This is a genomic window from Rhizobacter sp. (genome assembly GCF_032229685.1).
Classification (GTDB): Bacteria; Pseudomonadota; Gammaproteobacteria; order Burkholderiales; family Burkholderiaceae_C; genus LMDS01.
The window spans coordinates 242,435-267,425 of the sequence record NZ_JAVTWP010000010.1 but is presented as its reverse complement, the minus strand read 5'-3'; the positions used below and the strand labels follow the sequence as shown (position 1 = coordinate 267,425).

The 24,991-nt window shown below is 68.8% G+C and carries 24 protein-coding genes; 10 read left to right on the top strand and 14 right to left on the bottom strand.

Features of this window, described 5'->3' with window-relative positions; all coding sequences use genetic code 11:
- Positions 1–70 precede the first annotated feature (70 nt).
- From tsaB to AC30PD_RS04830, 4 genes are all read left to right on the top strand, one after another.
- Positions 71–796 (top strand): tRNA (adenosine(37)-N6)-threonylcarbamoyltransferase complex dimerization subunit type 1 TsaB, encoded by a 726-nt coding sequence (gene tsaB / locus AC30PD_RS04845; protein WP_489534509.1) that lies wholly within the window; start codon positions 71–73, stop codon positions 794–796.
- A complete protein-coding gene (gene rimI, locus AC30PD_RS04840) occupies positions 793–1,317 on the top strand; it encodes a ribosomal protein S18-alanine N-acetyltransferase (RefSeq protein ID WP_489534508.1) in 525 nt (174 codons plus the stop codon). The genes tsaB and rimI overlap by 4 nt, the downstream gene beginning before the upstream one ends.
- On the top strand, positions 1,304–2,119 hold the full coding sequence (locus AC30PD_RS04835) for a uracil-DNA glycosylase (RefSeq protein WP_489534583.1): 816 nt from the start codon (positions 1,304–1,306) through the stop codon (positions 2,117–2,119). Before rimI ends, AC30PD_RS04835 begins: the two co-directional genes overlap by 14 nt.
- Positions 2,120–2,218: 99 nt before the next feature.
- On the top strand, positions 2,219–4,654 hold the full coding sequence (locus tag AC30PD_RS04830) for an EAL domain-containing protein (protein WP_489534507.1): 2,436 nt from the start codon (positions 2,219–2,221) through the stop codon (positions 4,652–4,654).
- 18 nt (positions 4,655–4,672) lie between these two features.
- Here AC30PD_RS04830 and glmU read toward each other — a convergent pair whose 3' ends face one another.
- Positions 4,673–6,073, bottom strand: a complete 1,401-nt coding sequence (gene glmU, locus AC30PD_RS04825; RefSeq protein WP_489534506.1) for a bifunctional UDP-N-acetylglucosamine diphosphorylase/glucosamine-1-phosphate N-acetyltransferase GlmU — start codon at positions 6,071–6,073, stop codon at positions 4,673–4,675.
- An 85-nt stretch (positions 6,074–6,158) separates the two neighbouring features.
- Here glmU and AC30PD_RS04820 point away from each other — a divergent pair, with 85 nt between their 5' ends.
- The gene (locus tag AC30PD_RS04820; protein ID WP_489534505.1) at positions 6,159–6,992 is read left to right on the top strand and encodes a DUF6279 family lipoprotein; all 834 of its coding nucleotides are present in this window, start codon (positions 6,159–6,161) and stop codon (positions 6,990–6,992) included.
- A gap of 24 nt (positions 6,993–7,016) precedes the next feature.
- On the opposite strand, the gene AC30PD_RS04815 is transcribed toward AC30PD_RS04820, so the two are convergent.
- The 4 genes from AC30PD_RS04815 to AC30PD_RS04800 are packed head-to-tail and all read right to left on the bottom strand — an operon-like array spanning position 7,017 to position 9,781.
- Positions 7,017–7,658, bottom strand: coding sequence for a DUF4136 domain-containing protein (locus AC30PD_RS04815; protein ID WP_489534504.1), 642 nt, complete (start codon positions 7,656–7,658; stop codon positions 7,017–7,019).
- Positions 7,652–8,590: a tRNA 2-thiocytidine(32) synthetase TtcA gene (gene ttcA / locus AC30PD_RS04810; protein ID WP_489534503.1), complete on the bottom strand. Its 939-nt coding sequence runs from the start codon at positions 8,588–8,590 to the stop codon at positions 7,652–7,654. The genes AC30PD_RS04815 and ttcA overlap by 7 nt, the downstream gene beginning before the upstream one ends.
- A complete protein-coding gene (locus AC30PD_RS04805) occupies positions 8,587–8,985 on the bottom strand; it encodes a dihydroneopterin aldolase (RefSeq protein WP_489534502.1) in 399 nt (132 codons plus the stop codon). The genes ttcA and AC30PD_RS04805 overlap by 4 nt, the downstream gene beginning before the upstream one ends.
- A 10-nt stretch (positions 8,986–8,995) precedes the next feature.
- Positions 8,996–9,781: an SDR family oxidoreductase gene (locus AC30PD_RS04800; protein ID WP_489534501.1), complete on the bottom strand. Its 786-nt coding sequence runs from the start codon at positions 9,779–9,781 to the stop codon at positions 8,996–8,998.
- An 18-nt stretch (positions 9,782–9,799) separates the two neighbouring features.
- Between AC30PD_RS04800 and AC30PD_RS04795 the strand changes: the two genes are divergently transcribed.
- The 4 genes from AC30PD_RS04795 (at position 9,800) to ggt (ending at position 15,280) form a co-directional block, all read left to right on the top strand.
- A complete protein-coding gene (locus AC30PD_RS04795; RefSeq protein WP_489534500.1) occupies positions 9,800–10,903 on the top strand; it encodes a class I SAM-dependent methyltransferase in 1,104 nt (367 codons plus the stop codon).
- Positions 10,900–11,094 carry a DUF2905 domain-containing protein gene (locus AC30PD_RS04790; protein WP_489534499.1) on the top strand — a complete coding sequence of 65 codons (195 nt, stop codon included), beginning with the start codon at positions 10,900–10,902 and terminating at the stop codon, positions 11,092–11,094. The genes AC30PD_RS04795 and AC30PD_RS04790 overlap by 4 nt, the downstream gene beginning before the upstream one ends.
- Before the next feature lie 72 nt (positions 11,095–11,166).
- Positions 11,167–13,524, top strand: a complete 2,358-nt coding sequence (locus tag AC30PD_RS04785; RefSeq protein WP_489534498.1) for a xanthine dehydrogenase family protein molybdopterin-binding subunit — start codon at positions 11,167–11,169, stop codon at positions 13,522–13,524.
- 37 nt (positions 13,525–13,561) lie between these two features.
- Positions 13,562–15,280: a gamma-glutamyltransferase gene (ggt, locus tag AC30PD_RS04780; RefSeq protein WP_489534497.1), complete on the top strand. Its 1,719-nt coding sequence runs from the start codon at positions 13,562–13,564 to the stop codon at positions 15,278–15,280.
- A 3-nt stretch (positions 15,281–15,283) separates the two neighbouring features.
- Here ggt and AC30PD_RS04775 read toward each other — a convergent pair whose 3' ends face one another.
- The gene (locus tag AC30PD_RS04775; protein WP_489534496.1) at positions 15,284–16,603 is read right to left on the bottom strand and encodes an MFS transporter; all 1,320 of its coding nucleotides are present in this window, start codon (positions 16,601–16,603) and stop codon (positions 15,284–15,286) included.
- A gap of 58 nt (positions 16,604–16,661) precedes the next feature.
- Positions 16,662–17,669, bottom strand: coding sequence for a MerR family transcriptional regulator (locus AC30PD_RS04770; protein ID WP_489534495.1), 1,008 nt, complete (start codon positions 17,667–17,669; stop codon positions 16,662–16,664).
- 162 nt (positions 17,670–17,831) lie between these two features.
- On the opposite strand from AC30PD_RS04770, the gene AC30PD_RS04765 reads away from it, so the two are divergent.
- Positions 17,832–18,650, top strand: coding sequence for a M90 family metallopeptidase (locus tag AC30PD_RS04765; RefSeq protein ID WP_489534494.1), 819 nt, complete (start codon positions 17,832–17,834; stop codon positions 18,648–18,650).
- A gap of 16 nt (positions 18,651–18,666) precedes the next feature.
- On the opposite strand, the gene creD is transcribed toward AC30PD_RS04765, so the two are convergent.
- From creD to AC30PD_RS04730, 7 genes are all read right to left on the bottom strand, one after another.
- Positions 18,667–20,115 carry a cell envelope integrity protein CreD gene (creD, locus tag AC30PD_RS04760; protein ID WP_489534493.1) on the bottom strand — a complete coding sequence of 483 codons (1,449 nt, stop codon included), beginning with the start codon at positions 20,113–20,115 and terminating at the stop codon, positions 18,667–18,669.
- Between the two features lie 133 nt (positions 20,116–20,248).
- Positions 20,249–21,025 (bottom strand): sulfur oxidation c-type cytochrome SoxA, encoded by a 777-nt coding sequence (gene soxA, locus AC30PD_RS04755; protein ID WP_489534492.1) that lies wholly within the window; start codon positions 21,023–21,025, stop codon positions 20,249–20,251.
- On the bottom strand, positions 21,022–21,342 hold the full coding sequence (locus tag AC30PD_RS04750; protein ID WP_489534491.1) for a thiosulfate oxidation carrier complex protein SoxZ: 321 nt from the start codon (positions 21,340–21,342) through the stop codon (positions 21,022–21,024). Before AC30PD_RS04750 ends, soxA begins: the two co-directional genes overlap by 4 nt.
- Before the next feature lie 9 nt (positions 21,343–21,351).
- A complete protein-coding gene (locus AC30PD_RS04745) occupies positions 21,352–21,810 on the bottom strand; it encodes a SoxY-related AACIE arm protein (RefSeq protein WP_489534490.1) in 459 nt (152 codons plus the stop codon).
- On the bottom strand, positions 21,807–22,274 hold the full coding sequence (gene soxX / locus AC30PD_RS04740) for a sulfur oxidation c-type cytochrome SoxX (protein WP_489534489.1): 468 nt from the start codon (positions 22,272–22,274) through the stop codon (positions 21,807–21,809). The genes AC30PD_RS04745 and soxX overlap by 4 nt, the downstream gene beginning before the upstream one ends.
- Entirely contained in the window at positions 22,271–24,463 is a 2,193-nt protein-coding gene (locus tag AC30PD_RS04735; protein ID WP_489534488.1) for a xanthine dehydrogenase family protein molybdopterin-binding subunit, read from the bottom strand. Before AC30PD_RS04735 ends, soxX begins: the two co-directional genes overlap by 4 nt.
- 14 nt (positions 24,464–24,477) lie before the next feature.
- Positions 24,478–24,930: a (2Fe-2S)-binding protein gene (locus AC30PD_RS04730; RefSeq protein WP_489534487.1), complete on the bottom strand. Its 453-nt coding sequence runs from the start codon at positions 24,928–24,930 to the stop codon at positions 24,478–24,480.
- Between the last annotated feature and the right edge of the window lie 61 nt (positions 24,931–24,991).

Here is a 24,991-nt window from a genome sequence, read left to right as displayed (position 1 = left end):
GCTCCACCGGGCCCTGCCCCCTGCACCCGTTCAGCCCCCCGGCGCCGGCCCCGGCGCGACCCCTTCCCGCATGACCGCGCTCCTTGCCTTCGACACCGCCACCGAACACATGAGCATTGCGCTCGGTGTCGACGAGCGTGTCTTCACGCACGAGAGCGCCGGCGGCGCGCTGGCCTCGGCGCGTCTGATTCCTGCGGTGATGGCCTTGCTCGGCGAAGCCGGTGTGGCCCTGCACGAACTCGACGCCATCGCCTTCGGCCGCGGCCCCGGCGCGTTCACCGGCTTGCGAACCGCGTGTTCGGTGGCCCAGGGGCTGGCCTTCGGCGCCAACAAGCCGGTGCTGCCGATCGACAGCCTGCTGGCCGTTGCCGAAGACGCACGCGGCGGCGCTGCCGAGTGCCGCATGTGGGTGGCGATGGACGCCCGCATGGACGAGATCTATGCGGCGCAATACGCCTTTCAGGCCGACCGTTGGCAGGTGCTCGACGCACCGCGCCTGACCACGCCCGCCGCGCTCGATGAACGTTGGCAAGCCGAGGCGCCGCAGCGCGTGGCGGGCAACGCCCTGGGGGCCTTCGCCACGCGGTTGCGCACCAGTGACGCGCTGCGTTTCCCCGACGCACTGCCGCGTGCCACCGCGATGCTGCCGCTCGCGCGAGCCTTGTGGCTGCAGGGCGGTGCGGTCGACGCGGCACTGGCGCTGCCGCTTTATCTGCGTGACAAGGTCGCGCAGACCACGCTCGAGCGCGACGCCGCCCGCGCGGCCCGCGAAGAAGCTGCCGGGGCAGGTCGATGAGCGCCCGCTGGGCCGAAGAACGCACGGGCGTCGGCGGCGAACGCAGCCTCGCGCCGATGACGACGGCCCACCTCGATGCGGTGATGGCGATCGAGGTCGCGGCCTACGCTTTCCCGTGGACGCGTGGCAACTTCATCGATTCGCTGGCGGCGGCTTATCCGGCCCGTGTGCTGCTCGGCGCGCAGCGAGAGCCGATCGGCTATTTCGTCGCGATGCCGGGCGTCGACGAAATGCACCTGCTCAACATCACCGTCGCGCCCGCCGAGCAGGGCCGCGGCCACGGGCGCTCGATGATCGACGCGCTGATTCCGCTGTGCCGCGAGCACGCGGCGCGTGAGCTGTGGCTCGAAGTGCGCCAGAGCAACGAACGCGCGCGCGCCATGTACCTGCGCCTGGGCTTCACGGCCGTCGGCGTGCGCAAGGGCTACTACCCGGCGCCTTTCGGCAGGCGCGAAGATGCGGTCGTGATGAGCCTGAAGATCGGCGCCGCCGCAGGGGGAGCGAATGATGCGCTGGAGTGAACGCCAGGTCGCGATGCTGCGCGAGATGGGCGTGCGCGTCTGGGCGCCACAAGCCGAGCCGCCACCCGCGTTGCCGGTCGCGGATGCGCCCGAAAGTGCCGCGCCAGCGCCCGTGGCGGCCCGGCCGGCTGCGCCGCCGTCACCGCCTGTCGCGGTGCCGCGCGCCGTGGCAACGCCCGTGCCCGCAGCTGCACCGGGCGCGACGCTGCCCGCCCACATCGCCACGATGGGCTGGCCCGAGCTGCGTGCCACGGTGGCTGCCTGCACCGCCTGCACCCTGTGCGAGAGCCGCACCCAGACGGTGTTCGGCGTCGGCCACGAAAGCGCGCACTGGATGATCGTCGGCGAAGCGCCGGGCGAGCAGGAAGACCGGCAGGGCGAGCCCTTCGTCGGCAAGTCGGGCCAGCTGCTCGACAACATGCTGCGTGCCATTCGCTTGACGCGCGGTGAAGCCGAGCCGGCGCAGCAGGTCTACATCGCCAACACGCTGAAGTGCCGCCCACCCGGCAACCGCAACCCGGCGCCGGCCGAACTCGCGGCGTGCGAAGCGTTCCTGATCCGCCAGGTGCAGCTCGTGCGGCCGAAGATCATTCTGGCGATGGGCCGCTTCGCGGTGCAGAGCCTGCTGCGCAGCACCGAACCGATTGGCCGCCTGCGCGGGCGGGTGCACCACTACCAGGGTGTGCCGCTGATCGTGACCTACCACCCGGCCTACCTGCTGCGCAACATGGAAGACAAGGCCAGGGCCTGGGACGACCTGTGCCTGGCGGTCGAGACCGCGAAAGCTGCCGTTCCGGGCTGACGGCCACGCCGGCGGGCTTGCCCTCTTGCCGGGTGCAGGGCGGCGCCTATGATCCGCATCCAAGACCGGCGGCACCCGCCGTCGGTTCGGAGCATTCCGATGGCCGCCGACCCGACCTTGCCCGAAGCCGATGCGCACCTCTGGGACGCATTGCCCGGCATGGCCTTGCTGCTGGCCAGCGACGGCGCCGCACTGCAGGTCAACGACGCGTTCTGCGCTTTCGCCGGCCGGCCCCGCGAAGAACTGCTGGGCCATGGCTGGCGCACCATGCTGCTCGCGGCGTCGCACGGAGCCCTGCTCGACCGGCTCGGCCGGCCCGATGATTTCATGCTCGGTGTCGAGCTCGTCGGGGCCGACGGCGCCAGCATGAGCGTGGCCTGCCTCGCGCACCGGCAGTCGCCGGGCGGCCATGTCACCTGCATCCTGCACAACGTGCGTGAAGGGTTGCTCGCCTCGCCCTCGGCGCAGAGCCAGGCGAGCATGTTCCGGCTGCTGGCCGACAACGTGCCGGTGTTGATCGCGTACTACAACGCCACCGACTTCCGCTGCCAGTTCGCCAACAAGCGCTACGCCGAGACCTTCGGCCGCGACGAAGACTCGATCCTCGGTTCGACCTTCGAAGAAGTGATCGGCGAAGAGGCGGCGCGCGAGATTCAGCCGCAGGTCGAGCGCATGCTGCAGGAACGCGTGCCGGTCGTCTACGAGCGCACGCTGCCCGGGCCGGGCGGCAGCACCCGCTGGATCGAGGTGCACCTGCTGCCCCACCTCGACCCGGCCAGCGGTGGCACCGCGGCGCTCGGCGCTTTCGTGCTGATCAGCGACATCAGCAAGTTCCGCCTCGCCGAGCAGGCGGTGCGTGAATCCGAAGAGCGCCTGGCCAAGTTCATGCAGGCGAGCGCCGAAGGCATCGTCTTCCACAAGGACGGCTTCATCACCGACGCCAACCCGCCGGTGCTCGAACTGCTGGGCTACACGCTCGACGACATGATGGGCCGCAAGACGCTCGAGTTCATCGCCCCCGACCACGTGGCCAAGGTGGCCGCCGTGATCGCCTCGGGCCAGGAAACCGCCTACGAAAGCATGGCGGTTGCCAAGGGCGGCGAGCGCATCCCGGTCGAATTCATCGTGCGCACGATGATGCGCAACGGCGAACGCATGCGCATGACGATCGTGCGCGACATCCGCGACCGCCATGCCGCGCAGGCACGCATCCACCACCTGGCGCACCACGACGCGCTGACCGGGCTGCCCAACCGCGTGTCGTTCATGGAACACCTCGAACGGTCGATGCTCGGCGCGCAGCGCAACGATTCGCACCTGGCGCTGCTGTTCATCGACCTCGACCATTTCAAGCGGGTCAACGATTCGCTCGGCCACCTGGTGGGCGACTCGCTGCTGCGCAGCGTGGCCGCGCGCATCACCGCGAGCCTGCGCGGCACCGACATCGTGGCGCGTTTCGGTGGCGACGAGTTCATGGTGCTGCTGGCGGGCCTTTCGGCCGGCCCGCAGCACGCGAGCGACGCGCAAGAGGTGGCGCACAAGCTGCTGGCCTCCATCGGTGCCGCGGTGCAGGCCGAAGGCCGGCCGATCTCGGTCACACCCTCGGTCGGCATCGCGCTCTACCCGGGCGATGGCGACACGCCCGAAGAACTCGTCAAGAACGCCGACTCGGCGATGTACCTGGCCAAGGAACGCGGCCGTGCCAACTACCAGTTCTTCGAGCCCGGCATCGCCGCTGCGGCCTATGCCGAGCTGGTGCTCGAAGGCCAGCTCGCGCAGGCGCTCGAACGGGGTGAGTTCGCGCTGTACTACCAACCGCAGGTGCGGGCGCGCGACGGTGTGCTGGTGGGGGCCGAAGCGCTGATCCGCTGGAACCACCCGGAGCGCGGTCTGCTGCTCGCCGACGCGTTCATCCCGGTCGCCGAAAAGCGCCAGCTGATGATCGGCATCGGCCAGTGGGTCTTGCATGAAGCCACCCGCTGCGCGATGCGCTGGCGCGACATGGGCCTGGTGGTGGCGCCGGTGGCCGTGAACCTGTCGAACGTGCAGTTCCAGGCCTCGGGATTTCTCGACGCCATCGAGCACGAGTTGCCGGGCGACGCATTCGACAGCGGCCTGCTCGAACTCGAGCTCACCGAGCGCATGCTGATGGACGACCTGCCGCAGGTGAAACACCGCCTCGACCGGCTCAAGGCGATGGGCCTGCGCATTTCGGTCGACGATTTCGGCACCGGTTATTCATCGCTCGGCCACTTGAAGGACTTGCCGATCGACAAGGTGAAGATCGACCGCTCCTTCGTGCACGACCTGCCGGCCAACCGCGATTCGGCAGCGATCACGCGCGCCATCATCCAGATGGGGCGCAGCCTGGGCCTCACGGTGATCGCCGAAGGCGTCGAGACCGAAGCGCAGCGCGCCTTCCTGGCCACGCTGGGCTGTGACGAACTGCAGGGCATGCTGATCAGCCCGCCCTTGCCGCAAGCGGCGTTCGAGGCCTGGGTGCTGCAGCGCCAGCGGCTCGACGTGGCGCCGTGAACCTCGCGCGCGCGGGCCTTATTTCTTCTTGACCGGCCGCGTCCAGCCGGCCAGCGCCACCTGCTTCGCCCGCGCCACCGCGAGCTGGCCGGCCGGCACGTCTTTCGAGATCGTCGAGCCGCCGCCGATGGTGGCGCCTGCGCCGATCGTCACCGGGGCCACGAGCACGCAGTTGCTGCCCACGTGCACGTCGGCACCGATCACGGTGCGGTGCTTGTTGGCGCCGTCGTAGTTGGCGGTGATGCTGCCGGCGCCGTAGTTCACGCGCTCGCCGACCGTGGTGTCGCCCAGGTAAGCCAGGTGGTTCGCCTTCGCGCCGCGGGCGAGCGTGGAATTCTTCACCTCGACGAAGTTGCCGATGTGCACTTCGGCGCCCAGCGTCGCGCCGGGCCGCAGCCGCGCGAACGGCCCGACCAGCGCGCCGGCACCCACCACCACGCCGAGCGCTTCGCCGTCGATGTGGGTGAATGGGTGGATCACCGCGCCGGTCTGCACGACCGCGTTGCGCAGCATGCAGTTCGCGCCGATGCGCACGCCATCGCCGAGCTCGACACGGCCCTCGAAAACGCAGTTCACGTCGATGTCGACGTCGGCACCGCAGACCAGTTCGCCGCGCACGTCGAAACGCGCCGGGTCGGCCAGGCGCACGCCGGCTTCCATCAGCGCTTCGGCGCGGGCGCGCTGGTAGCGGCGTTCCAGGTCGGCGAGTTGCACGGGGCTGTTCACGCCCAGCACTTCGGTGTCGCTCGCGGGCTGTGCCGTCATCACGTGCACGCCTTCGGCGACGGCCATTGCCACCACGTCGGTCAGGTAATACTCGCCCTGGCTGTTGTCGTTCTTCAACGCGGCGAGCCAGCGCTTCAGCGCGGCCGTGGGTGCGGCCATCACCCCGGTGTAGATCTCGCGGATGGCGCGCTCGGCGGGGTTCGCGTCCTTGTGTTCGACGATGCCGTGCACTCGCCCGCCCTGGGTGGCGTCGCGGCCGGCCGGGTCGCCGCGCACGATGCGGCCGTAGCCCGTCGGGTCGGGCAGCTCGATGGTCAGCAAGGCCAGGTTCTGGCCGGCGCAGGCTTCGACCAGCGCGCGCGCAGTCGCGGCTTCGATCAGCGGCACGTCGCCGTTCAGGATCAGCGTGGTGCCACCGTCCAGCAGCGCCGGCACGGCCTGCTGCACCGCGTGGCCGGTGCCGAGTTGGGGCATCTGGCGCACGAACTGCAAGTTGGGTGCGCTGACCGCCGCTTCGACCTGCTCGGCGCCGTGCCCGGTGATGACCACGCTGCGGTCTGCCCCCAGGCCGGCAGCGGTTTGCAGAACATGCTGCAATAGGCTGCGCCCTGCCAGTTTGTGCAGCACCTTCGGAAGGCCCGATTTCATGCGGGTGCCTTTGCCCGCGGCCATGATGACGATGTTGAGTGCCATGTTGTCCTTGTCCCCTGATCGCTCGCCGCCACCCGCCAACCGCGGGCCCCGGTTCAGATCGCGCATTATCGCGGCGCTCTGCGGCGTGGCCCTGCTGCTCTCGGGCTGCAGTGCCTTGCGCATCGGCTACAGCCAGGCCGCCGACCTGGCCTATTGGTGGCTCGACGGTTATGTCGACTTCGACGGCGAGCAGACCCGCCGTATCCGCGAAGCGCTGGCGCAGTGGTTCGCCTGGCACCGCAAGACCCAGTTGCCCGACTACGCCCAGCTGTTGGTGCGCGCACAGGCCGAGGTGCGCGTCGAGACCACACCGGCGCGGGTCTGCGAATGGCAGGTCGAACTGCTCAAGCGCGCCCACACCGCCTGGGAACAGGCTGTGCCGGCGGCGGCCGACTGGGCGCTGTCGGTCACGCCGCAGCAGATCCAGCACCTGGAGCGGCGCTACGCCAAGGCCAACGACGAGTTCCGCGACGACTACCTGCAGGAAGACCCGCGCGAACGCAGCGAGGCCACGATCAAGCGCACGGTCGAGCGCGCCGAGTCCTTGTACGGCCGGCTCGACGACGCGCAGCGGGCGCGTGTGGCCGCCGCGATGGCACGTTCACCGTTCGACCCGGAGCTCTGGCTGACCGAACGCAAACAGCGCCAGCAGGACGCGCTGCTACTGCTGCGCAAGCTGAGCGCCGAAGGCGCCAGCCGGGCCCAGGCCGAAGCCGCGCTCCGGGTCTATGCCGAGAACATCGAGCGCTCGCCGCGCGAGGCCTATCGCCGCTATTCGGAGCGTCTGGCCGAGTTCAACTGTGCTTTCGGGGCCAGCCTGCACAACAGCAGCAGCCCGGCTCAGCGCCGCACGGCGGCCGGCAAGCTGAACGGCTGGGAAGGCGACTTGCGTGCGCTCGTGGCGCAGACCTTCAAGTGAAGCTTGCCGCCGGCGCGGGGCCGGTCACTGGGGCTTGGCCACGTCCACGCTGACGCGGCGCGGGTTCGGCCCGCCCGCCGGGAAGTCCTTCAGCGCCGCCGAGAACATGGCGGGCAGCAGCGGGTCGATCGCCGGTGACGCGCCGTTGTTGCTGGCGCGGGCTTCGTACAACAGCTGGCCGGTCGCGCGGTCGCGGATCAGCACCGCCACCTCGCGGTCGTAGCCCGGCCAGCCGCCGTAGCCCGACCAGCCACCGAAGCCGACGCCGTAACCCACGCCGAAGCCTGTCGCCCATCGGCCACGGCCATAACCGCGGCGGTAGCCGAGCGAGTAACCGACGCTGACGTTGTTCCAGAACGGGTCGGCGTAGGGCCAGCGGTCGGAAGCACCCACTCGCGCACCGACCTGCACCGTGACCTGCGCATCGCCGGGCGCGGCGGCGGGCGTGAAACCCGCTGCCTCGAGCGCACCGCGGGCCGCGTTTTCGACCGCCTGCTGGGAATCGGCACGCTCCTGCTGCGATGGCAGGCGCTCGAAAGCGTAGGTGGCCGGCTTGCGCTCTGCGGGCCACGAGCCGTAGGTGGAAACGTCGCTGTTCACGGCGCCCATGCCGGCGCAGCCGCTCAGAACGAAGGCCGCAGAGGCCAGGGCAATCAGCTTCAGCATGGTGTTTCTCCCGCCGTGAGGCTCGTGCGGCTCAGTGTGCTCAAAGGGATGATCGCGCTGGCCGCCGGGCCGCAATCATCCATCTCGTCGAAGGCCCGGTCGCCCGCAGGGTCGGCCACGCCGGTGGTTTGGAGCGTGGTGAAGGGGTGGAGGTTCCGGTCCATCAGGTGCGAAGGCACCACCTGGCTCATCGCCTTGAAGATGTTGTCGATGCGGCCCGGGTGCAGGCGCTCCCACTCGTTGAGCATCTTGCGGGTCTGCACGCGCTGCAGGTTTTCCTGGCTGCCGCACAGCGTGCACGGGATGATCGGAAAGGACTTGTGCGCGGCCCAGCGCACGAGGTCGGGCTCGGCCACGTAGGCGAGCGGGCGGATCACGATGTTCTTGCCGTCGTCGCTCACCAGCTTGGCCGGCATGCCCTTCATGCGCGCGCCGAAGAACATGTTCATGAACAGCGTCTGCACCATGTCGTCGCGGTGGTGGCCGAGCGCGATCTTGGTCGCACCGAGTTCGCCAGCCACACGGTAAAGAATGCCGCGCCGCAGCCGCGAGCACAGGCTGCACATCGTCTTGCCTTCTTCGATCACACGCTTGACGATGCTGTAGGTGTCCTGGTTCTCGATGTGAAACGGCACGCCCAGCTGCTTGAGGTATTCAGGCAGCACATGCTCGGGAAAGCCGGGCTGCTTCTGGTCGAGGTTGACGGCGACGATCTCGAAGTGGATCGGCGCGCGTTCGCGCAGCGAGATCAGCAGGTCGAGCAGCGCGTAGCTGTCTTTGCCACCCGAGACGCACACCATCACCTTGTCGCCTTCTTCGATCATGTTGAAGTCGACGATCGCCTGGCCCACCTGGCGGTGCAGGCGCTTCGAGAGTTTGGTCAGCTCGACAGAGAGCTTTTCCTTCGCGGGAGACTCCATCACGGCGCTCATGTTTTCTCCTTGATGCCGAAGACTTCGCAGCCGACCGATTCGCAGTCGGGGTAGACGTCGGGCTTTTCGGTCGAGACACGCGCGGCGCGCACCTTGGGGTGGGCCAGCATCAGTTCCAGCACGTCGTCGCAGAGCGTTTCCTGCAGGTGGATGTGGCCCTTCGCCACCCGCTCGGCGATGCTTCGGCGGATGAAGTCGTAGTCGACCACCTCGTCGAGCTCGTCGGCTTTCGGGGTCGAGAGCGCCAGCGGGATGTAGAGATCGACGTTGATCAACACGCGCTGTTCGCCGGTCTTCTCGAAGGCGTGCACGCCGATGTTGATGAAGACTTCGTAGGTGCTGAGGAACAGGCGCCGGCAATCCATCAGGCTGGGGTGGCTGAGCAGGCTGTGCATGAAAGGGGTCTCAGGAATTCTGTGCAAGGTAGAGCACGTCGCGCGGCTGGGCGCTGAGGTGCTGGCCGCCATCGACCAGCAGCGTGGTGCCTGTGATCGCGGGTGATTCGATCAGGAAGCGCACCGCGCGGGCGATGTCATGCGGGGTGGACGAGCGCTGCAGCGGGGTCATCTTGTGCGCTGCTTCGAACTCACTCGAGTTCATCGGCCCCGACACCAGCGTGACCCCCGGCGCCACGCCACACACGCGCACCTGCGGCGCGAGTGCTTGCGCCAGCATCACGGTCGCGGCCTGCAGCGCGGCTTTCGAGAGCGTGTACGAGAAGTAGTCGGGGTTCGGGTTCCAGAGCTTCTGGTCGATGATGTTGACGACGCAGCCCACCTCCGCGCAGCCGCTCAGGTGGGTGTGCAGCGCCTGCGCCAGCAGCACGGCCGGCGCGGTGTTGGCGCGCCAGTGCGTGTCCATCGCCGCGAGAGAAAACGAGGCGGGGTTGTCGTACTCGAAGGTCGACGCGTTGTTGACCACGGCGTCGATGCGCTCGAAGTGCGCGGAAACCGCCGGCACCAGCGCACGGCACGCGGCCTCGTCGCTCAGGTCGGCCTGGAACGCGAACGACGCCGCGCCGAGCGACTGCGCTTCGGCGACGGTGGCGAGCGCTTCTTCTTTCGACCCGCGGTAGTGCAGCGCCACGTCGAAGCCGTGCGCCGCCAGGTCGAGCGCGATGGCGCGGCCGAGGCGCTTGGCGCCACCGGTGACGAGTGCGACGGGCCGCGTGGCGGCGGGGCGGGACGACATGGTTTCTACAATGAGGCGATGCAGCAGGCATCAAGTGTATCGACGCGCCTCACCGGCCTCGTCCGCAGGGCCATCGATCGGGATGGGGGCTGGCTGCCGTTCGACCGCTTCATGGCGCTGGCCCTGTACGCGCCCGGGCTTGGCTATTACGCAGGCAATCGGCGGGTCTTCGGCACGCTGCCCGCGTCGGGCAGCGACTTCGTGACCGCCCCGGAGCTCTCCCCCTTGTTCGGTCAGGCCCTGGCGCGCCAGGTGGCACAGGCGCTCGACGCGAGCGGCAGCGATCAAGTCTGGGAGTTCGGTGCGGGTTCCGGCGCGCTGGCCGCACAACTGCTGGCTGTGCTCGGTGACCGGGTGAGCCGCTACACCATCGTCGACTTGTCGGGCAGCCTGCGCGAGCGCCAGCAAGCGCTGCTCGCACCGTTCAGCCACAAGCTCCAATGGGCCGACATGCTTCCCGAGAAGATGCAAGGGGTGATCGTCGGCAACGAAGTGCTCGACGCGATGCCGGTGCAACTGCTGCACTTCGACGGCACGACGTGGTTCGAACGCGGCGTGGTCATGGCTGACGGCGGTTTTGCGTGGGGCGACCGGCCGACCGACCAGCGCCCGCCGTTCGACGGCCCGTTCGCCCCCGGCACCGTGACCGAAATCCACCCGCAGGCCGAAGCCTTCATCACCACCCTGGCCGAGCGCCTGACACGCGGCGCGGCGTTCTTCATCGACTACGGCTTCCCCGAGGCCGAGTACTACCACCCGCAGCGCAGCGGTGGCACGCTGATGTGCCACCGCGCGCACCGCGCCGACACCGACCCATTGATCGACGTGGGCGACAAGGACATCACCGCCCACGTCAACTTCAGCGGCATCGCGCTCGCGGCCCAGGACGCGGGGCTCGACGTGCTGGGCTACACCACCCAAGCGCACTTCCTGATGAACTGCGGCGTGCTCGACCTGCTGCAAGGCGCCGACATCAAGACCATCGCCAACACGCAGAAGCTGCTGACCGAGCACGAGATGGGCGAGCTCTTCAAGGTGATCGGGTTCGCCAAGAACTGCGACGCGGCGCTGACCGACTCACCGCTCGGCTTCAGCCGTGGCGACCGGACGCACACGCTGTGATGCGCTGGCTGCTGGTCGTCTTCATCGCCTTGCTGATCTTCAGCGGCCTGCGGCCGTGGCTGGAGAAGATCGGCCTGGGCAAGCTGCCCGGCGACTTCCGCTTTCGTCTGTTCGGCCGCGAGTGGTTCATTCCGCTGACGAGCAGCGTCGCGCTGAGCTTCGTTGCGATGCTGGTGGCGAAGTTCCTGTAGCGCCGGCAAAGCGCGACATCGGCGGCGCCGCTACGATTGACGATCCGATCTTCTTTGGCAGGAACCCTTTCGATGAGCACCACGACGAGCGAAGCCGCGCGCTTCGGCAGCGGCCAGGCGGTCAAACGTGTCGAAGACGCGAGCCTGCTCGCCGGCCGGGGGCAGTTCACCGACAACGTGCGCGTGGCCGGCACCACGAGCCACATCGCCTTCCTGCGCTCGCCCTACGCGCATGCGCGCCTGAAGTCGATCGACATCTCGGCCGCGCTCGCGATGCCGGGCGTGCTCGCCGTCTACACGGGTGAACAGCTGGCGCTGAAAGGCGTGAAGCCGATGGCCAAGGCGGCCGGCTTCAAGCGCGCCGACGGCTCGCCCGCCACCAGCGCGCCACGCCGCGCGCTGGCGCACCAGACCGTGCGCTTCGTCGGCGAGGCAGTGGCCGCCGTGGTGGCGCAAAACCGCGAAGCGGCGCGTGACGCGGCCGAAGCCGTGATGGTCGACTACGACGAACTGCCCGCGGTCGTCGATGCCGTGCGCGCCACCGCGCCCGGCGCGCCGGTGCTGTGCGAAGAGGCGCCCGACAACATCGCCGCTGAAATGCGCCACGGCGACGCGAAGGCGACCGCCCTCGCGTTCGAACACGCCGCGCACACCGTGTCGCTGGACCTGGCCAACCAGCGCCTGGCCCCCAGCCCGATGGAGCCGCGCAGCATCGTCGCCGCGTTCGACACCGGTACGCAGCGCCTCACCGTGCGCATCAGCAGCCAGATGCCGACGGGCGTGCGCACGGGTCTGTGCGACACGATTCCGGGCCTGAACGCCGACAACGTGCGCGTGGTCGTCGGCGACGTGGGCGGCGGCTTCGGCATGAAGACCGGCATCCACCCCGAAGACATCGTCGTCGCCTACGCGGCGCGCGAGCTGCAGAGTGCGGTGCGCTGGCAGGCCGATCGTGTGGAAGACTTTCTCTCGGCCGTGCACGGGCGCGACGTGGTCAGCCGCGCCGAGCTCGCGCTCGACACGAACGGGCGTGCGCTCGCGCTGCGCGTGCGCTCGCTCGCGAACGTGGGCGCCTATGCCACGGGCACCGGTGTGGCGATCCAGGTGCTGATCGGGCCGTGGGTCACGACCAGCATCTACGACATCCAGACCGTCGACCTGCACTACACCGCGGTGATGACGAACACCGCGACCACCGGTGCCTACCGCGGCGCCGGCCGGCCGGAGGCGATCTACATCACCGAGCGCTTGTTCGACGCGGCCGCGCGCAAGCTGAAGATGGACCCGGCCGAACTGCGCCGCATCAACATGGTCCGCCCCGATCAGATGCCCTACAAGAACGCGATGGCGCAGGTGTACGACAGCGGGCGTTTCGAGCAGGTGCTCGACCAGGGCCTGGCGCTGGCCGACTGGCACGGCTTCGATGCACGCCGCGCCGCCACCGAAGCGAAGGGCAAGCTGCGCGGGCGTGGCATCGCCACCTTCCTCGAATGGACCGGCGGCAACGCGCTCGAAGAGCGCGCCAGCGTCAACATCACGGCCGACGGTTTCATCGAGATCGGCTCGGCCACGCAGGCCATGGGGCAGGGCATCGCCACCAGCTACATCCAGCTCGTGGTCGATACGTTCGGTGTGTCGCCCGACCAAGTGCGCATCCTGCAGGGCGACACCGACCGCGCCAACGGCTTCGGCAGTGCCGGCTCGCGCTCGCTGTTCACCGGCGGCTCGGCGGTGCGCGTGGCTTCCGAGAAAACGATCGACCACAGCAAGCAGCTCGCGAGCGAAGCGCTCGAAGTGGCGCCGGTCGACGTCGAATACCACGCCGGCCGCTTCACGGTCGTCGGCACCGATGTCGGCATCGGCCTGTTCGAGCTGGCGGGCAAGCAGTCCGGGCAGCGCATCTTCATCGACGCCACGGCGGTCGTCGGCGGCCCGACCTGGCCGAACGGCTGCCATGTGTGCGAGGTCGAGATCGACCCCGACACCGGCCATGTCGACGTGGTGAGCTACGCGTCGGTCAACGACATCGGGCGTGTCGTGAGCCCGACCATCGCTTCGGGCCAGATCGAAGGCGGTGTGGTGCAGGGCCTGGGCCAGGCGCTGACAGAGCGCGTGGTCTACGACGGCGAGAGCGGCCAGATGCTGACCGCGAGTTTCCAGGACTACGCGATGCCTCGTGCCGACCTGTGCAGCCGGTATTTCGAGACCCGCTTCGACACCACGATCCCGTGCCTGACCAACCAGCTCGGCGTGAAAGGCGTGGGCGAGCTCGGCACCATCGGCGCCACGCCGGCCGTCGTCAACGCGGTGATCGACGCGCTCGACCATGCCGGCGTCGGCCGGGCCGCAGAACGTTTGCAGATGCCGCTGACGGCGCCCAAAGTATGGGCCGCGCTGGCGGGTGAATTCGATCCGTCGCCGCTCGCCTGAGGCGGCCCACAACCATTTTTCCGGAGACAACAACATCATGAAGTTCAATCTGCCCGCACTCACCCTCGTCGCCTCGGCCATCTGCTGCGGCTCGGTGCTCGCCGCATCACAAGCCCCTGTGGCTGCCGAAAACGGCATGGTCGTCAGCGCCCAGCACCTGGCCACCAAGGTGGGCGTCGACGTGCTGAAAGACGGTGGCAACGCGGTCGATGCGGCGGTGGCCGTGGGTTACGCACTGGCGGTCGTGTACCCAGCGGCAGGCAACCTCGGTGGCGGTGGCTTCATGACGATCCAGCTCGCCGACGGCCGCAAGACCTTTCTCGACTTCCGCGAAAAGGCGCCGCTCGCCGCCACCGCCAACATGTACCTCGACAAGGACGGCAACGTCGTCAAGGGCCTGAGCACGAACGGCCACCTGGCGGTGGGCGTGCCGGGCACGGTGTCGGGCATGGAATTGGCGCTGTCGAAGTACGGCACGATGAAACGCGCGGCCCTGATCGCGCCATCGATCAAGTACGCCCAAGACGGCTTCGTGCTCGACCAGGGCGACGTGGACATGCTCGTCACCGCGACCGAAGACTTCAAGAAAGACGCCGCCACCGGCGCCATCTTCCTGAACAACGGCGCCGCGTTCGCGCCCGGCCAGAAGCTCGTGCAGAAAGACCTGGCGGCCACTCTGAAGCTGATCAGCGACAAGGGTGAAGAAGGCTTCTACAAGGGCCCGGTCGGCGCGGCGATCGTCGCCAGCAGCCAGGCCGGCAAGGGCATCATCACGCAGGCCGATCTCGACCAGTACAAGACGCGCGAGATGGCGCCGGTCGAATGCAACTACCGCGGCTACGGCGTGGTCTCGGCGCCGCCCCCGAGTTCGGGCGGCGTGGTGATCTGCGAGATCCTGAACATCCTCGAAGGCTACCCGCTGAAGGAACTGGGCTTCCGCTCGGCGCAGTCGGTGCACTACCAGATCGAGGCGATGCGCCATTCGTATGTCGACCGCAACAGCTACCTCGGCGACCCCGACTTCGTGAAGAACCCGCTCGACCGCCTGCTGTCGAAAGACTACGCAGCGAAGATCCGCGCCGTGATCGACCCGGCCAAGGCCGGCGTGTCGAAGGACATCAAGCCCGGCGTGGCGCCGCACGAAGGCAGCAACACCACGCACTACTCGATCGTCGACAAGTGGGGCAACGCGGTCTCGGTGACCTACACGCTCAACGACTGGTTCGGCGCCAAGGTCACGGCGGCGAAGACCGGCGTGATCCTGAACAACGAGATGGACGACTTCACCGCGAAGATCGGCGTGCCCAACCTGTACGGCCTGGTGCAGGGCGAAGCCAACGCCATCGCGCCCGGCAAGCGCCCGCTCAGCTCGATGAGCCCGACCATCGTCACCAAAGACGGCAAGCCGGTCATGGTGGTCGGCACGCCGGGCGGCAGCCGCATCATCACGGCGGTGCTGCACACGATCATCAACGTGATCGACTACGGCATGAACGCGCAGGAAGCGGTCGACGCGCCCAAGTTCCACCAGCAGTGGCTGCCCGAAGCGACCAACGTCGACAACTTCGCGCTCAGCCCCGACACCCGCAAGATCCTCGAAGGCTGGGGCCAGAAGTTCGGCAACCCGCAGCCGGTGAACCACCTCGCGGTGATTCTCGTCGGCGCACCGTCGCTCGGCGGCAAGCCGGTCGGCAAGAACCGCTACTACGGCGCCAACGACCCGCGCCGCAACACGGGGCTGGCGCTGGGGTATTGAAGCTCAGGGCGCGGCGGCCGGCGCGTCGTTCACCTGACGCATGCCGGAGCCTGCGAGTGCGAACAACACCAGCACCACGAGCGCGCCGCCGGCCGCCGTGAAGAGCGTGGGCAGGCTCACGCTGCGCAAGACCCAGCCGGTGGCCGCCGACGAGATCGGTGCCAGGCCCATGAAGATGAACATGAACACGCTCATCGCGCGGCCGAGCAGGGCCGGTGCCACGCGGCGCTGGATCCATGTGAACACCGTCACCTGCATGTAGCCGCCGAGCGCGCCGATGGCACCGAGCAGCGCCACGCCTTGCCACAGCGCCGTGATCCGGCCGAGCGGCATGAACAGCAGTCCGACCAGCGCATCGACCAGCAGGATCGTCACGCCGAGGTTCACGGCCCGCAGATGGGGCCGCGCGCCCGAGACCACCATGCCTGCCAGCGTGCCGGCACCGTAGGCCGCGAGCAGGCCGCCGAACGCGGCAGCACCGAGTTCGGGTCGCTCGCTCGCCAGCACGGGCAGCGCGATCTGCACCGGGCCGGTGACGAGCAGCGCCACGGCCGACCAGTACAGCAGGCAACTGCGCAGAGCGGTGTCTTGCCAGAAAGTGCGCAGCCCTTCGGCCACCGCTGCCAGCACCGGCGGGTGTGCGCGTGCCGGTGCCGGCGCGGTGCGCACCTTTGCCAGTGTCAGCGCCGAGACCACAAAACTCAGGGCATCCAGGCCGAAGGCCAGCCCCAGGCCCTGTGCGTCGCGCAGGCTGCCGATGCCGCCGGTTTGGCCGTCGCCGAACAGCGCGATCAGCAGCCCCGCCAGCAGCGGCCCGATGAAAAAACTCAGCTGGCGCAAACCCATCAACAAGCCGTTCGCCGCCGACAACTGCTGCGCTGCCACCACCTGCGGCAGCATCGACGTGCCGGCCGGAATGCTGAACGCCGTCGACAAGCCGATGCCGAGCGCGAGCAGGTACACCAGCGGCAAGGTGAGTCGGTCGAACAGCACCAGCAGCGCGAGTGCACCGAGCAGGGCGGTGTTGACGTGTTTGCTGAGCATCAGCACCCGCTTCGGCGAGTAGCGGTCGACCACCGCACCGCCGAGCAGGATGAACAAGGCGCGCGGAATGCCGAGCAGTGCGAGCACGGTGCCGAGCACCAGCGTGTCGCCGGTCAGGCGCAGCACCAGCCAGGGCAGTGCGACCAGGGTGAACTGGTCGCCCAGCAGCGACACCAGCGAGCCGCCCATCAGCCACGCCACGTTGCGGTTGCGCAGCAAACTGTTGCGGGGTGGGGAAGTGGCGGCGGCCGGTGTGGCGGAAGAAGCCGAAGAGGTCATGAGCGTGCTCCTGTGCGTGACGATGGGCCGCACTCTCGGGCCTCACGCCACGTCAGGGTCAAGCCCCTCGCGCAGCGCGCACCGCTTTCAGGTAGGCCAGGGCCTCGGGCCCGATCTTCGCGCCGGCGCGCAGCACCGGGTCGGCCGCCATCGCCGCGGCCAGCTTGCGCAGCAGCTCCGGGTCGTCGCCGACGCTGCGGCTCGCCAGCGCATCGGCACGCGCACAGGCGGCTTGGGCAGCGGGGTCGCCGGGCGGCATGCGCTGCGCGATCAGGGTCTGCAGTTCTGCGTCGACCTCGTGCCACTCGCTCAGCGGCACCCAGCGGAAGCGGCTCATGTCGGCCAACGTGAAGTAGGACTTCCAGCGTGCCATGCGCAGCTCGGTGGCCTGTTCCACGTAGCGCACCACGCTCAGGTCGGGGCCAACGCTCTCGCGTCGCGCACCCGGCTCGGCCTTGTACATCGTGCCCCAGCGCTCGATGAGCGAGAAGTCGCCGTCCAGCCAGTGGTGGATCAGGCCCATCCAGCGGTGCGCCAGTGGCTGCATCGCCAAGTCGGTGGCGGGCACGCCGCGCGCCATCATCTGCCGCACCTCGGCCTCCAGCGCCGGCCATTCGGCCTCCACGCGAGGCCAGTTGCCGACGATGCGCTTGATCTCGTCGGCGCTGAAGTAGCGGGCGTAGGTGGCCATCATCTCGAGCGACGCGAGCCAGTCGGCCATCTCGGGCTGAGCACCGGCGGAGTAGCGCTCCATCATCAGCGCCAGCCGAGAGCGCAGTTCGGTGGCCTGAGTGATCTCGTGGTCGAGCGCGCGGATCTGGCGCGCCACGATCGAGGGCAATGCGCTGCCGTCGCCGGCCAGCATGGTGCTGATCTCCTTCAGCGGCAGCCCCAAGTGGCGCAGTGCCTGAATGCCGTGCAGCCGTGCCACGTCTTCACGGCTGTACAGGCGGTAGCCGGCCTCGGAGCGGGCCGAAGGCTGGAGCAGCCCGATCTCGTCGAAGTGGTGCAGGGTGCGCACCGTGAGGCCGCTGCGTTTGGCCAGCTCACCCACCTTCAGCAACATGACCCGTCTTTCATCGTGCGCCGGCAAGTGCCGGTGAAGTCGAGCATATGGCCTGACGCAGCGTGAGGGTCAAGTGTCGACGGCCGGCGAGGCGGGCGTTGAAATGCGGCTTCACGCACCCACGTCCGAGGTCTCACACGCCGCCGCGCTCTGCACCCCACCTTGCCCCTGCTCATTCTTGCCATCACGACGCTGCTGGTGCTCGGCTGGCTGCTGCGTGAGCCGCTCTTCACCGAATGGCGCCGGCAGCGGGTGCGGCGCCAGCCGTTCCCGCCCGAGTGGCGGCAGATCCTGCGGCAGCGCTGGCCGTATTTCCACACCATGCCCGCCGACCTGCAGCTGCAGCTGAAGAAGCATGTGCAGGTCTTTCTGGCCGAGAAGCCGTTCATCGGCTGCAACGGCCTCGTCGTGACCGACGAGATGCGCGTGACGATCGCTGCGCAGGCCTGCCTGCTGCTGCTGAACCGCCGCGCCGGTTACTTTGCGAACCTGCGCCAGGTGCTCGTCTACCCCGGCGCCTTCGTCGTCGACAAGCTGCATCCCGACGGCAGCGGTGTGTTGCAGGAGCAGCGCCGCGCGCTGGCCGGTGAATCATGGTCGCAGGGCCAGGTGATCCTGTCGTGGGAAGACACGCTCGAAGGTGCGCTCACACCCGACGACGGCCACAACGTCGTGATCCACGAATTCGCGCACCAGCTCGACCAGGAGAACGGCCCGGCCAACGGCGCACCTCACTTGCGCGGCCGCGGCCGGCGGGCGCGCTGGGCGCGGGTGATGACTACCGAATTCGCGTTGCTGCAGCAGCGTGCTGCCAACGGCCAGCCTTCGCTGTTGAGCCACTACGGCGCCACCGACCCGGCCGAGTTCTTCGCGGTGGCTTCCGAGGTCTTCTTCGAGCAGCCGCAACGCCTGGCCGCCGAGCACGCGGCGCTGTTTCGCGAGCTCAGTGGCTTGTACCGGGTGAACCCGCTGAGCTGGTGACTTGCGGCCGCCGCCATCACGGCGCCGCGCGAGCGGCCTCGGTGCGCAGCTTGTCGAGCAGTGCATACCAGTCGACCCGCCGGGTTGCCACCATCACGCCGGCGAGCACGGCGAACAGCAGGGTCGAGCCGAGCACCAGCGCGCTTTGCTCCATTTGCAGCAGCAAGAAGAGCGCACCGTACAGCGTTGCGATCGCCGAGCCGAACAGTGCGCCGGCACGCCAGCCTTGCAACACGAAGCTGCCGTAGAACGTGAGCAGCAGCGTGCACGCGGCGCTGGCCACCAGGTAGGCCCAACTGAAGTGGATGTGCTCTGTCAGGCTCACCAGCAGCAGGAAAAACACCGCCACGGCGCTGCCCACCAGCAGGTACTGCAGCGCGTGCACCCGCAGCCTGCGCAGCACTTCGACGAGGCCCACGCCGACGAAGGTGAGGGCGATGAACAACAGGCCGTACTTGGTGGCGCGGTCGCTCAGCACGTAAGCGCTGACTGGGTCGATGAAACTCACGCCGAAGGTCTCGATGCAACGGGGCGCGGGCGTGGCCGGTGGCATGCTGCTGTCGACCGTGCCACCACCGGGCGCGCAGGCCGTGCCGCCGCGCAGCACTTCTCTTGGTGCCGAGGTGGCGAGTGCGCTGAGCTGCCAGCTCGCCGTGAAACCCTGTTCGGTGATGCTGCGCTGCGTCGGCAGAAAGCGGCCGCTGAACGAGGGGTGCGGCCAGTCGGAGGCCAGGGCGACCCGTGTCGTGTCGGCCACCGGCGCGAACGCCAGGTCGCCATTGCCGACCAGGTCGAGCGTCACTTCGGCCTGCAGCGGGCCCGCCGTGTCGGCCAGCGCGGCCGGCAGCACGGCGTGAAAGCCGCGCGGGTGGCTCGCGTGCTCGGTGCCCGGCAACACCGCCAGGCTGGTGCCGGCGGCGGTGATCGTGGCGTTGCGGATGCCACGCGCGTCACCGACCGCGACGAACATCAGCGGTGCATCGCACAGCAGTTTCGACCCTGCGTGCTCCGCCGCAGGCTGCAGTGCGGCCAGGTCGGCCCAGCCGGCGTCGAGCCGGGCCTGCATCGCATAGCCGTTGACCTTGAAGATGCCGCGCTGGCGGGGCTCGATCACGGCCTTGGCGCTCACCGCCAGCGTGGCCGGGGTGGCACCGAGCACGAACTCGCGCCGCTCGGGCACGGTCTTCCTGTCCTTGCCTTCGCCTTGCACGCTGTTCCAGGTTTCAGTGCAGCGGCGTTGCAAGATCGGGCCGAGAAGGATCTGTTGAGAGGCCAGGCTGTCGGCCACGCTGCGCTCTGCTTCGTGCAAGCGGCCTTCGCGCTCGCGCACCACATCACGCACCGATTCCAGCGCGATCGTCAGCGCCAGCAAGACGCCGCCGACGGCGAGCGCCTTGCTCAGCAGCGGGAACTTGCGCGGCGGTGTGCGCAGGGCGCTCGAAGGGGTGTCTGTGGGGGTGGGCATCAATAGACTCCTGAGTGGCGCGCCGCGCGGCCGCGGCAAGGCGCTCAGGATCGTTCCGGCGTGCGAAGCGCGTGCGAAGCTTCGCCGGGGAATCGTGCAGCCTGTGTGAAGGGCGCGTGAACGGCCGGCCGCGTCAGGGCCTCACGGCCGGTGTTTCAAGTCGCATGCCGGCGGCGCGCTGCATCAGGTACAGCTCCAGCTCGACCAGCTCGGGTGCACCGAAAGCGAACGGTTCGGCGCGCACGCCGCTCATGCAGCCGCGCAGGCGCCGCTGCAGCGAGCCGAGACCTTGCCATTCGAGCCGGTAGATCGGGTAGCCCGTGGGGTGCGCCTGCGGGATCACCGCGCTGCCGAGGCGCTGGCCGGCGAGTGCATCGTGGCACGCGGTGCACGACAGGTCGAGCTGGCCGATGCGTTGCCTGAACAGCGCTGCGCCACGCTCGCGGAAGGGCTGCACGCGCGGGTCGGCGTCGGGTGCGATCGGCAGGCCGCGCGACTGCAGGGCCACGAAGGCTTCGATGCCCAGCTGCTCCTGGCTTTCGGCCAAGAGCGGCGCAGCCTGCTGGTGTTTCACGCGGCACACGTTGATGCGCTGGCGCAGGTCGAGCGGCCGTTGCAGCGCGCTGTCGAAGCGCGGATAGGTCGCGGCCACGCCGCGCATGCTGGTCGCGGCATTCGCGTGGCAGCTGGCACAGGCGCGTTCGCTCGCGCCCACCTTGCGGTTCCACAAGGCTTCGCCGTCCGACACCCACAGCATCGCCGGGTTAATGCTGTCGTCTTGCTGCATCGCCTTCGTCTGCGGGCTCATGAAGTCGAAGCCCGAGCGGCGTGTGTCCTGGGCCGCCACGAGCGTGCTGCCGGCGAGCGTGAGCGCCAGCGCCGCGCACGCGGCGGAGCGGCCGGCTTTCATGTCACGCTGATCGAGCGGCTTTCGGTGTGCAGAAAACCGTTGTCGCCTTCCCAGGTGAAGCGCAGCGTGCCGCTCGCCAGCGCGATCGTGCAGAACGAGATGAAGGGGTTCGCCGACGAGGCCGGGAACAGCTCGGCGCTGAACACCAGCTCGTCGTCGTAGTGGCAGCTCAGGCGGCGGATGATGTCGCGCGGCACGATGCGGCCGTCGTCGCCGGGGCGGTAGCCGGTTTCCATCGGGTGCGCGATCAACGTGCGGATCTCGATGGTGTCGCCGCGCTTCGCGCTGGCGGGCAGGGTGAGGATTGCGCGTGCCACGGCGAGGCCCTAGCTTTCCACGCAGGCCGCGAGCGTGACGATCACGTCGGCGGTGTGCGACCAGTACGAACCGTCACTCATCTGAGCGATGGCCACGAGCTTCTGCGAAGTGGCCAGGCGAATCCGCGTGGCCACGAGCGCGCGCCCGCTGCGCGGCCCGAGCGTGAAGCGGGCCACGTCACGCTGCGGGTTGCGTTCGTTGAAGACGGCGATGCGCTTCACGTGGTCGGTGGCCGTCATCGGGCTGTCGACCGACACGCTCAAGGGCACCGTGTTGCCGTTCTCCACCAGCTCGGCCACGTCGAGCTTGACCTTGCCGACGCGCACCGGCGCGTCGCCCACGTACTGCTTGATCGCGAGCGCCAATGCCATGTCGTAGCCACCCTCTGCGGCGGTGACCACACGCGCCCAGCCGAACACACCGAGCGCGGCGGCGCCGCGGACGAGTGTGCGGCGGTTCTTGTTCATCGGGCCGTGCGCAGTGTGCGCAGGAACGCGACCACGTCTTCGACCTGCTGCGCCGCGAGCAGCGGTTTGCCTTGCCAGGCCGGGCCGACACGTTCGAGGCCGTCGGTGCGGTGGTAGGCCGGCATGACCGACTGCGGGTTGACGCGCCGCCCGTCGACGAGCCGCAAGCGCAGCTGGCCTTCGCTCAAACGGCTGCCCACGCCGGCCAGGTCGGGCGCGAGGTTGCCCTGGAAAGGCTCTTCGGCAAACGGCCCGGTGTGGCACAGCAGGCACAGGCCGAGCTGCTTGTTCGTCACGATGGCACGGCCGCGTGCGGCATCGCCGGGGATCGATGTGAGCGCCGCCGGGATCGTGTCGCCGACGACCCGGTAGGCCGCGACGCGCTCGGGCGCCTGCGCCGGCGCCGAAGTGCAGAGCGCGGCGCCCATCATCAGCACGACACCCGCAGCACCCCGAAGCCTCATGCCTTCTTCAGGCTGTGGTTCTTCAGCGGCAGTTCGCGGATGCGCTTGCCGGTGGCCGCGAAGATCGCGTTCAGCACGGCCGGCGCCGCCACCGCGATGGTCGGCTCGCCCACGCCGCCCCAGAAACCGCCCGAAGGCATCACGATGGTTTCGACCTTCGGGCAACTGTCCATCTGCATCACCGGGTAGGTGCTGAAGTTGTCCTGCTCGATGCGGCCGTCTTTCACCGTGCAGCCGCCGTAGAGTGCCGCCGACAGGCCGTAGACGAACGAGCCTTCGACCTGCGCTTCGATCTGCTGCGGGTTCACGGCGTGGCCCGGGTCGGTGGCGGCGACGATGCGGTGCACCTTCAGCACGCCTTCGTTGCTGACCGACACCTCGGCGCAAGCCGCCACATAACTGCCGAAGCCCATGATCTGTGCCAGGCCGCGGTACACCCCCTTCGGCGCCGGCTTGTCCCAGCCGGCGCGCTCGGCCACCGCGTTCAGCACAGCCAGGTGCTTCGGCGAATTGACGAGCAGCGCGCGCCGGAAAGCGAGCGGGTCTTTGCCGGTGGCGTGCGCCACCTCGTCGATGAAGCTTTCGAGGTAGACCGCGTTCTGGTTCAGGTTCACACCGCGCCAGAAACCCGGCGGCACGTGCGGGTTGCGCATCGCGTGGTCGACCAGCAGGTTCGGCACCGCGTAGCCGATCGAGCCTTCGGGGCTGTTCGAGAGCAGGCCCTGGAACACCACCGGGTCCTTGCCGTTCTGCAGGTTCTGCGGGAACAGCCCGGCCAGGATCGACTGGCCCGAGATGCGCATGTGCAGCGCCGTGAGGTTGCCCTGAGCGTCGAGCCCGGCGCTGAGCTTGCACTGCGTGACCGGGTGGTACTTGCCGTGCGTCATGTCTTCTTCGCGCGACCAGATCATCTTGACCGGCGTGCCCGGCATCTGCTTCGCGATGGCCACCGCCTGGTGCACCCAGTCGTGCGTGCCGCGACGGCCGAAACCGCCGCCGAGGTTCAGCTTGTAGACCTCGCACTTCGCGGGCGGCAGGCCGGCCGCTTCGGCGGTGGCGGCGAGTGCGGCTTCGCCGTTCTGCGTCGGGCACCACACCTCGCAGCGCTCGGGCGTCCAGAGCGCAGTGGCGTTCATCGTCTCCATCGTGGCGTGGTTCTGGAACGGGTAGGCGTAGACCGCTTCGATCTTGCGCGCGGCGCTGCCCAGCGCCTTGGGCGCGTCGCCGATGCTGTTGCCGACGATGCCGTCGGGCGCATTCAGGCCTTCTTTCAGGATGGCGGCGATGCTTGCGCTCGAGACCTTCGCGTTCGCGCCTTCTTCCCACACGATCGGCAGCGCGTCGAGCGCGCTCTTGGCGTGCCACCAGGTGTCGGCCACCACGGCCACGGTGCTGTCGTTGACACGCAGCACCTTCTTCACGCCGGGCTTCGACGCGATCGCCGCGGCGTCGAAGCTCTTCAGCTTGCCGCCGAACACCGGGCAGTCTTTCACGGCTGCGTTCAACATCCCCGGCATCTTCAGGTCCATGCCGAAGACCTGCGAGCCGTCGAGCTTGGCCAGCGTGTCGAGGCGTTTCACGGGTTGGCCGATCAGCTTCCAGGCCTTCGGGTCTTTCAGCGTCACCTGCGCCGGGGGCGTGAGCTTCGCGGCGGCGCCGGCGACCTTGCCGAAGGTCGTGGTGCGCCCGCTCGGCTTGTGCGTGATCACACTGTTGGCGGCGCTGCATTCGGCTGCACTCACCTTCCATTCGTCGGCCGCTGCCTGGACGAGCACCATGCGTGCCTGCGCACCGCCCTTGCGCACGTTGTCGTGCGACTCGCGGATGCCGCGGCTGCCACCGGTCGAGAAGTTGCCCCACACGCGGTTGCGTGCCAGGTTCTGCCCCGGCGTGGGGTACTCGGTGCGCACCTTGCTCCAGTCGCATTCGAGTTCTTCGGCCACGAGCTGCGCCAGGCCGGTGAGCGTGCCCTGGCCCATTTCGGAGCGCGCGATGCGAATGACGACCGAGTCGTCGGGGTTGACCACGACCCAGGCGTTGACCTCGGGCAGGGTGGCCACCGTGCTCTGCGCGCTGACGCGGTCGTGCACATGAAAGCCGATCACGAGGCCGCCGGCAGCCACGGCCGTCGAGGCGATGAAGTGGCGACGGTTCAGGCCGGTGGCGGGGGCGGTGGATGTGCGGTTCATCGGTGGCTCCCGTGTCAAGCGCCGGTCGCGGCTTGTTTGATGGCCGCGCGAACCCGGTTGTAGGTGCCACAGCGGCAGATGTTGGTCATCGCGTTGTCGATGTCGGCGTCGGTGGGCTTCGGGTTGCTCTTGAGCAGTGCCGCGGCCGCCATGATCATGCCGGCCTGGCAGAAGCCGCACTGCGGCACGTCGAGCGCGGCCCAGCTCTTTTGCACCGGGTGCGAGGCGTTGGGCGACAGGCCTTCGATCGTCACGATCTTCTCGGTGGCCGACACGGTGGAGACCGGCCGCACGCAGGAGCGCGTGGCCACGCCGTCGATGTGCACGGTGCAGGCGCCGCACTGCGCGATGCCACAGCCGTACTTGGTGCCTGTCAGCCCGAGCTGCTCGCGCAGCACCCAGAGCAAGGGTGTCTCGGGTTCGGCCTGGAAGTCGAGGTTCTTTCCATTGACATTCAGCGTGGTCATCGGCGCGTCTCCTTTGGGCTCGGCGCATGATATTCGGCAGCGCCTGCAATTGGCAGACGAT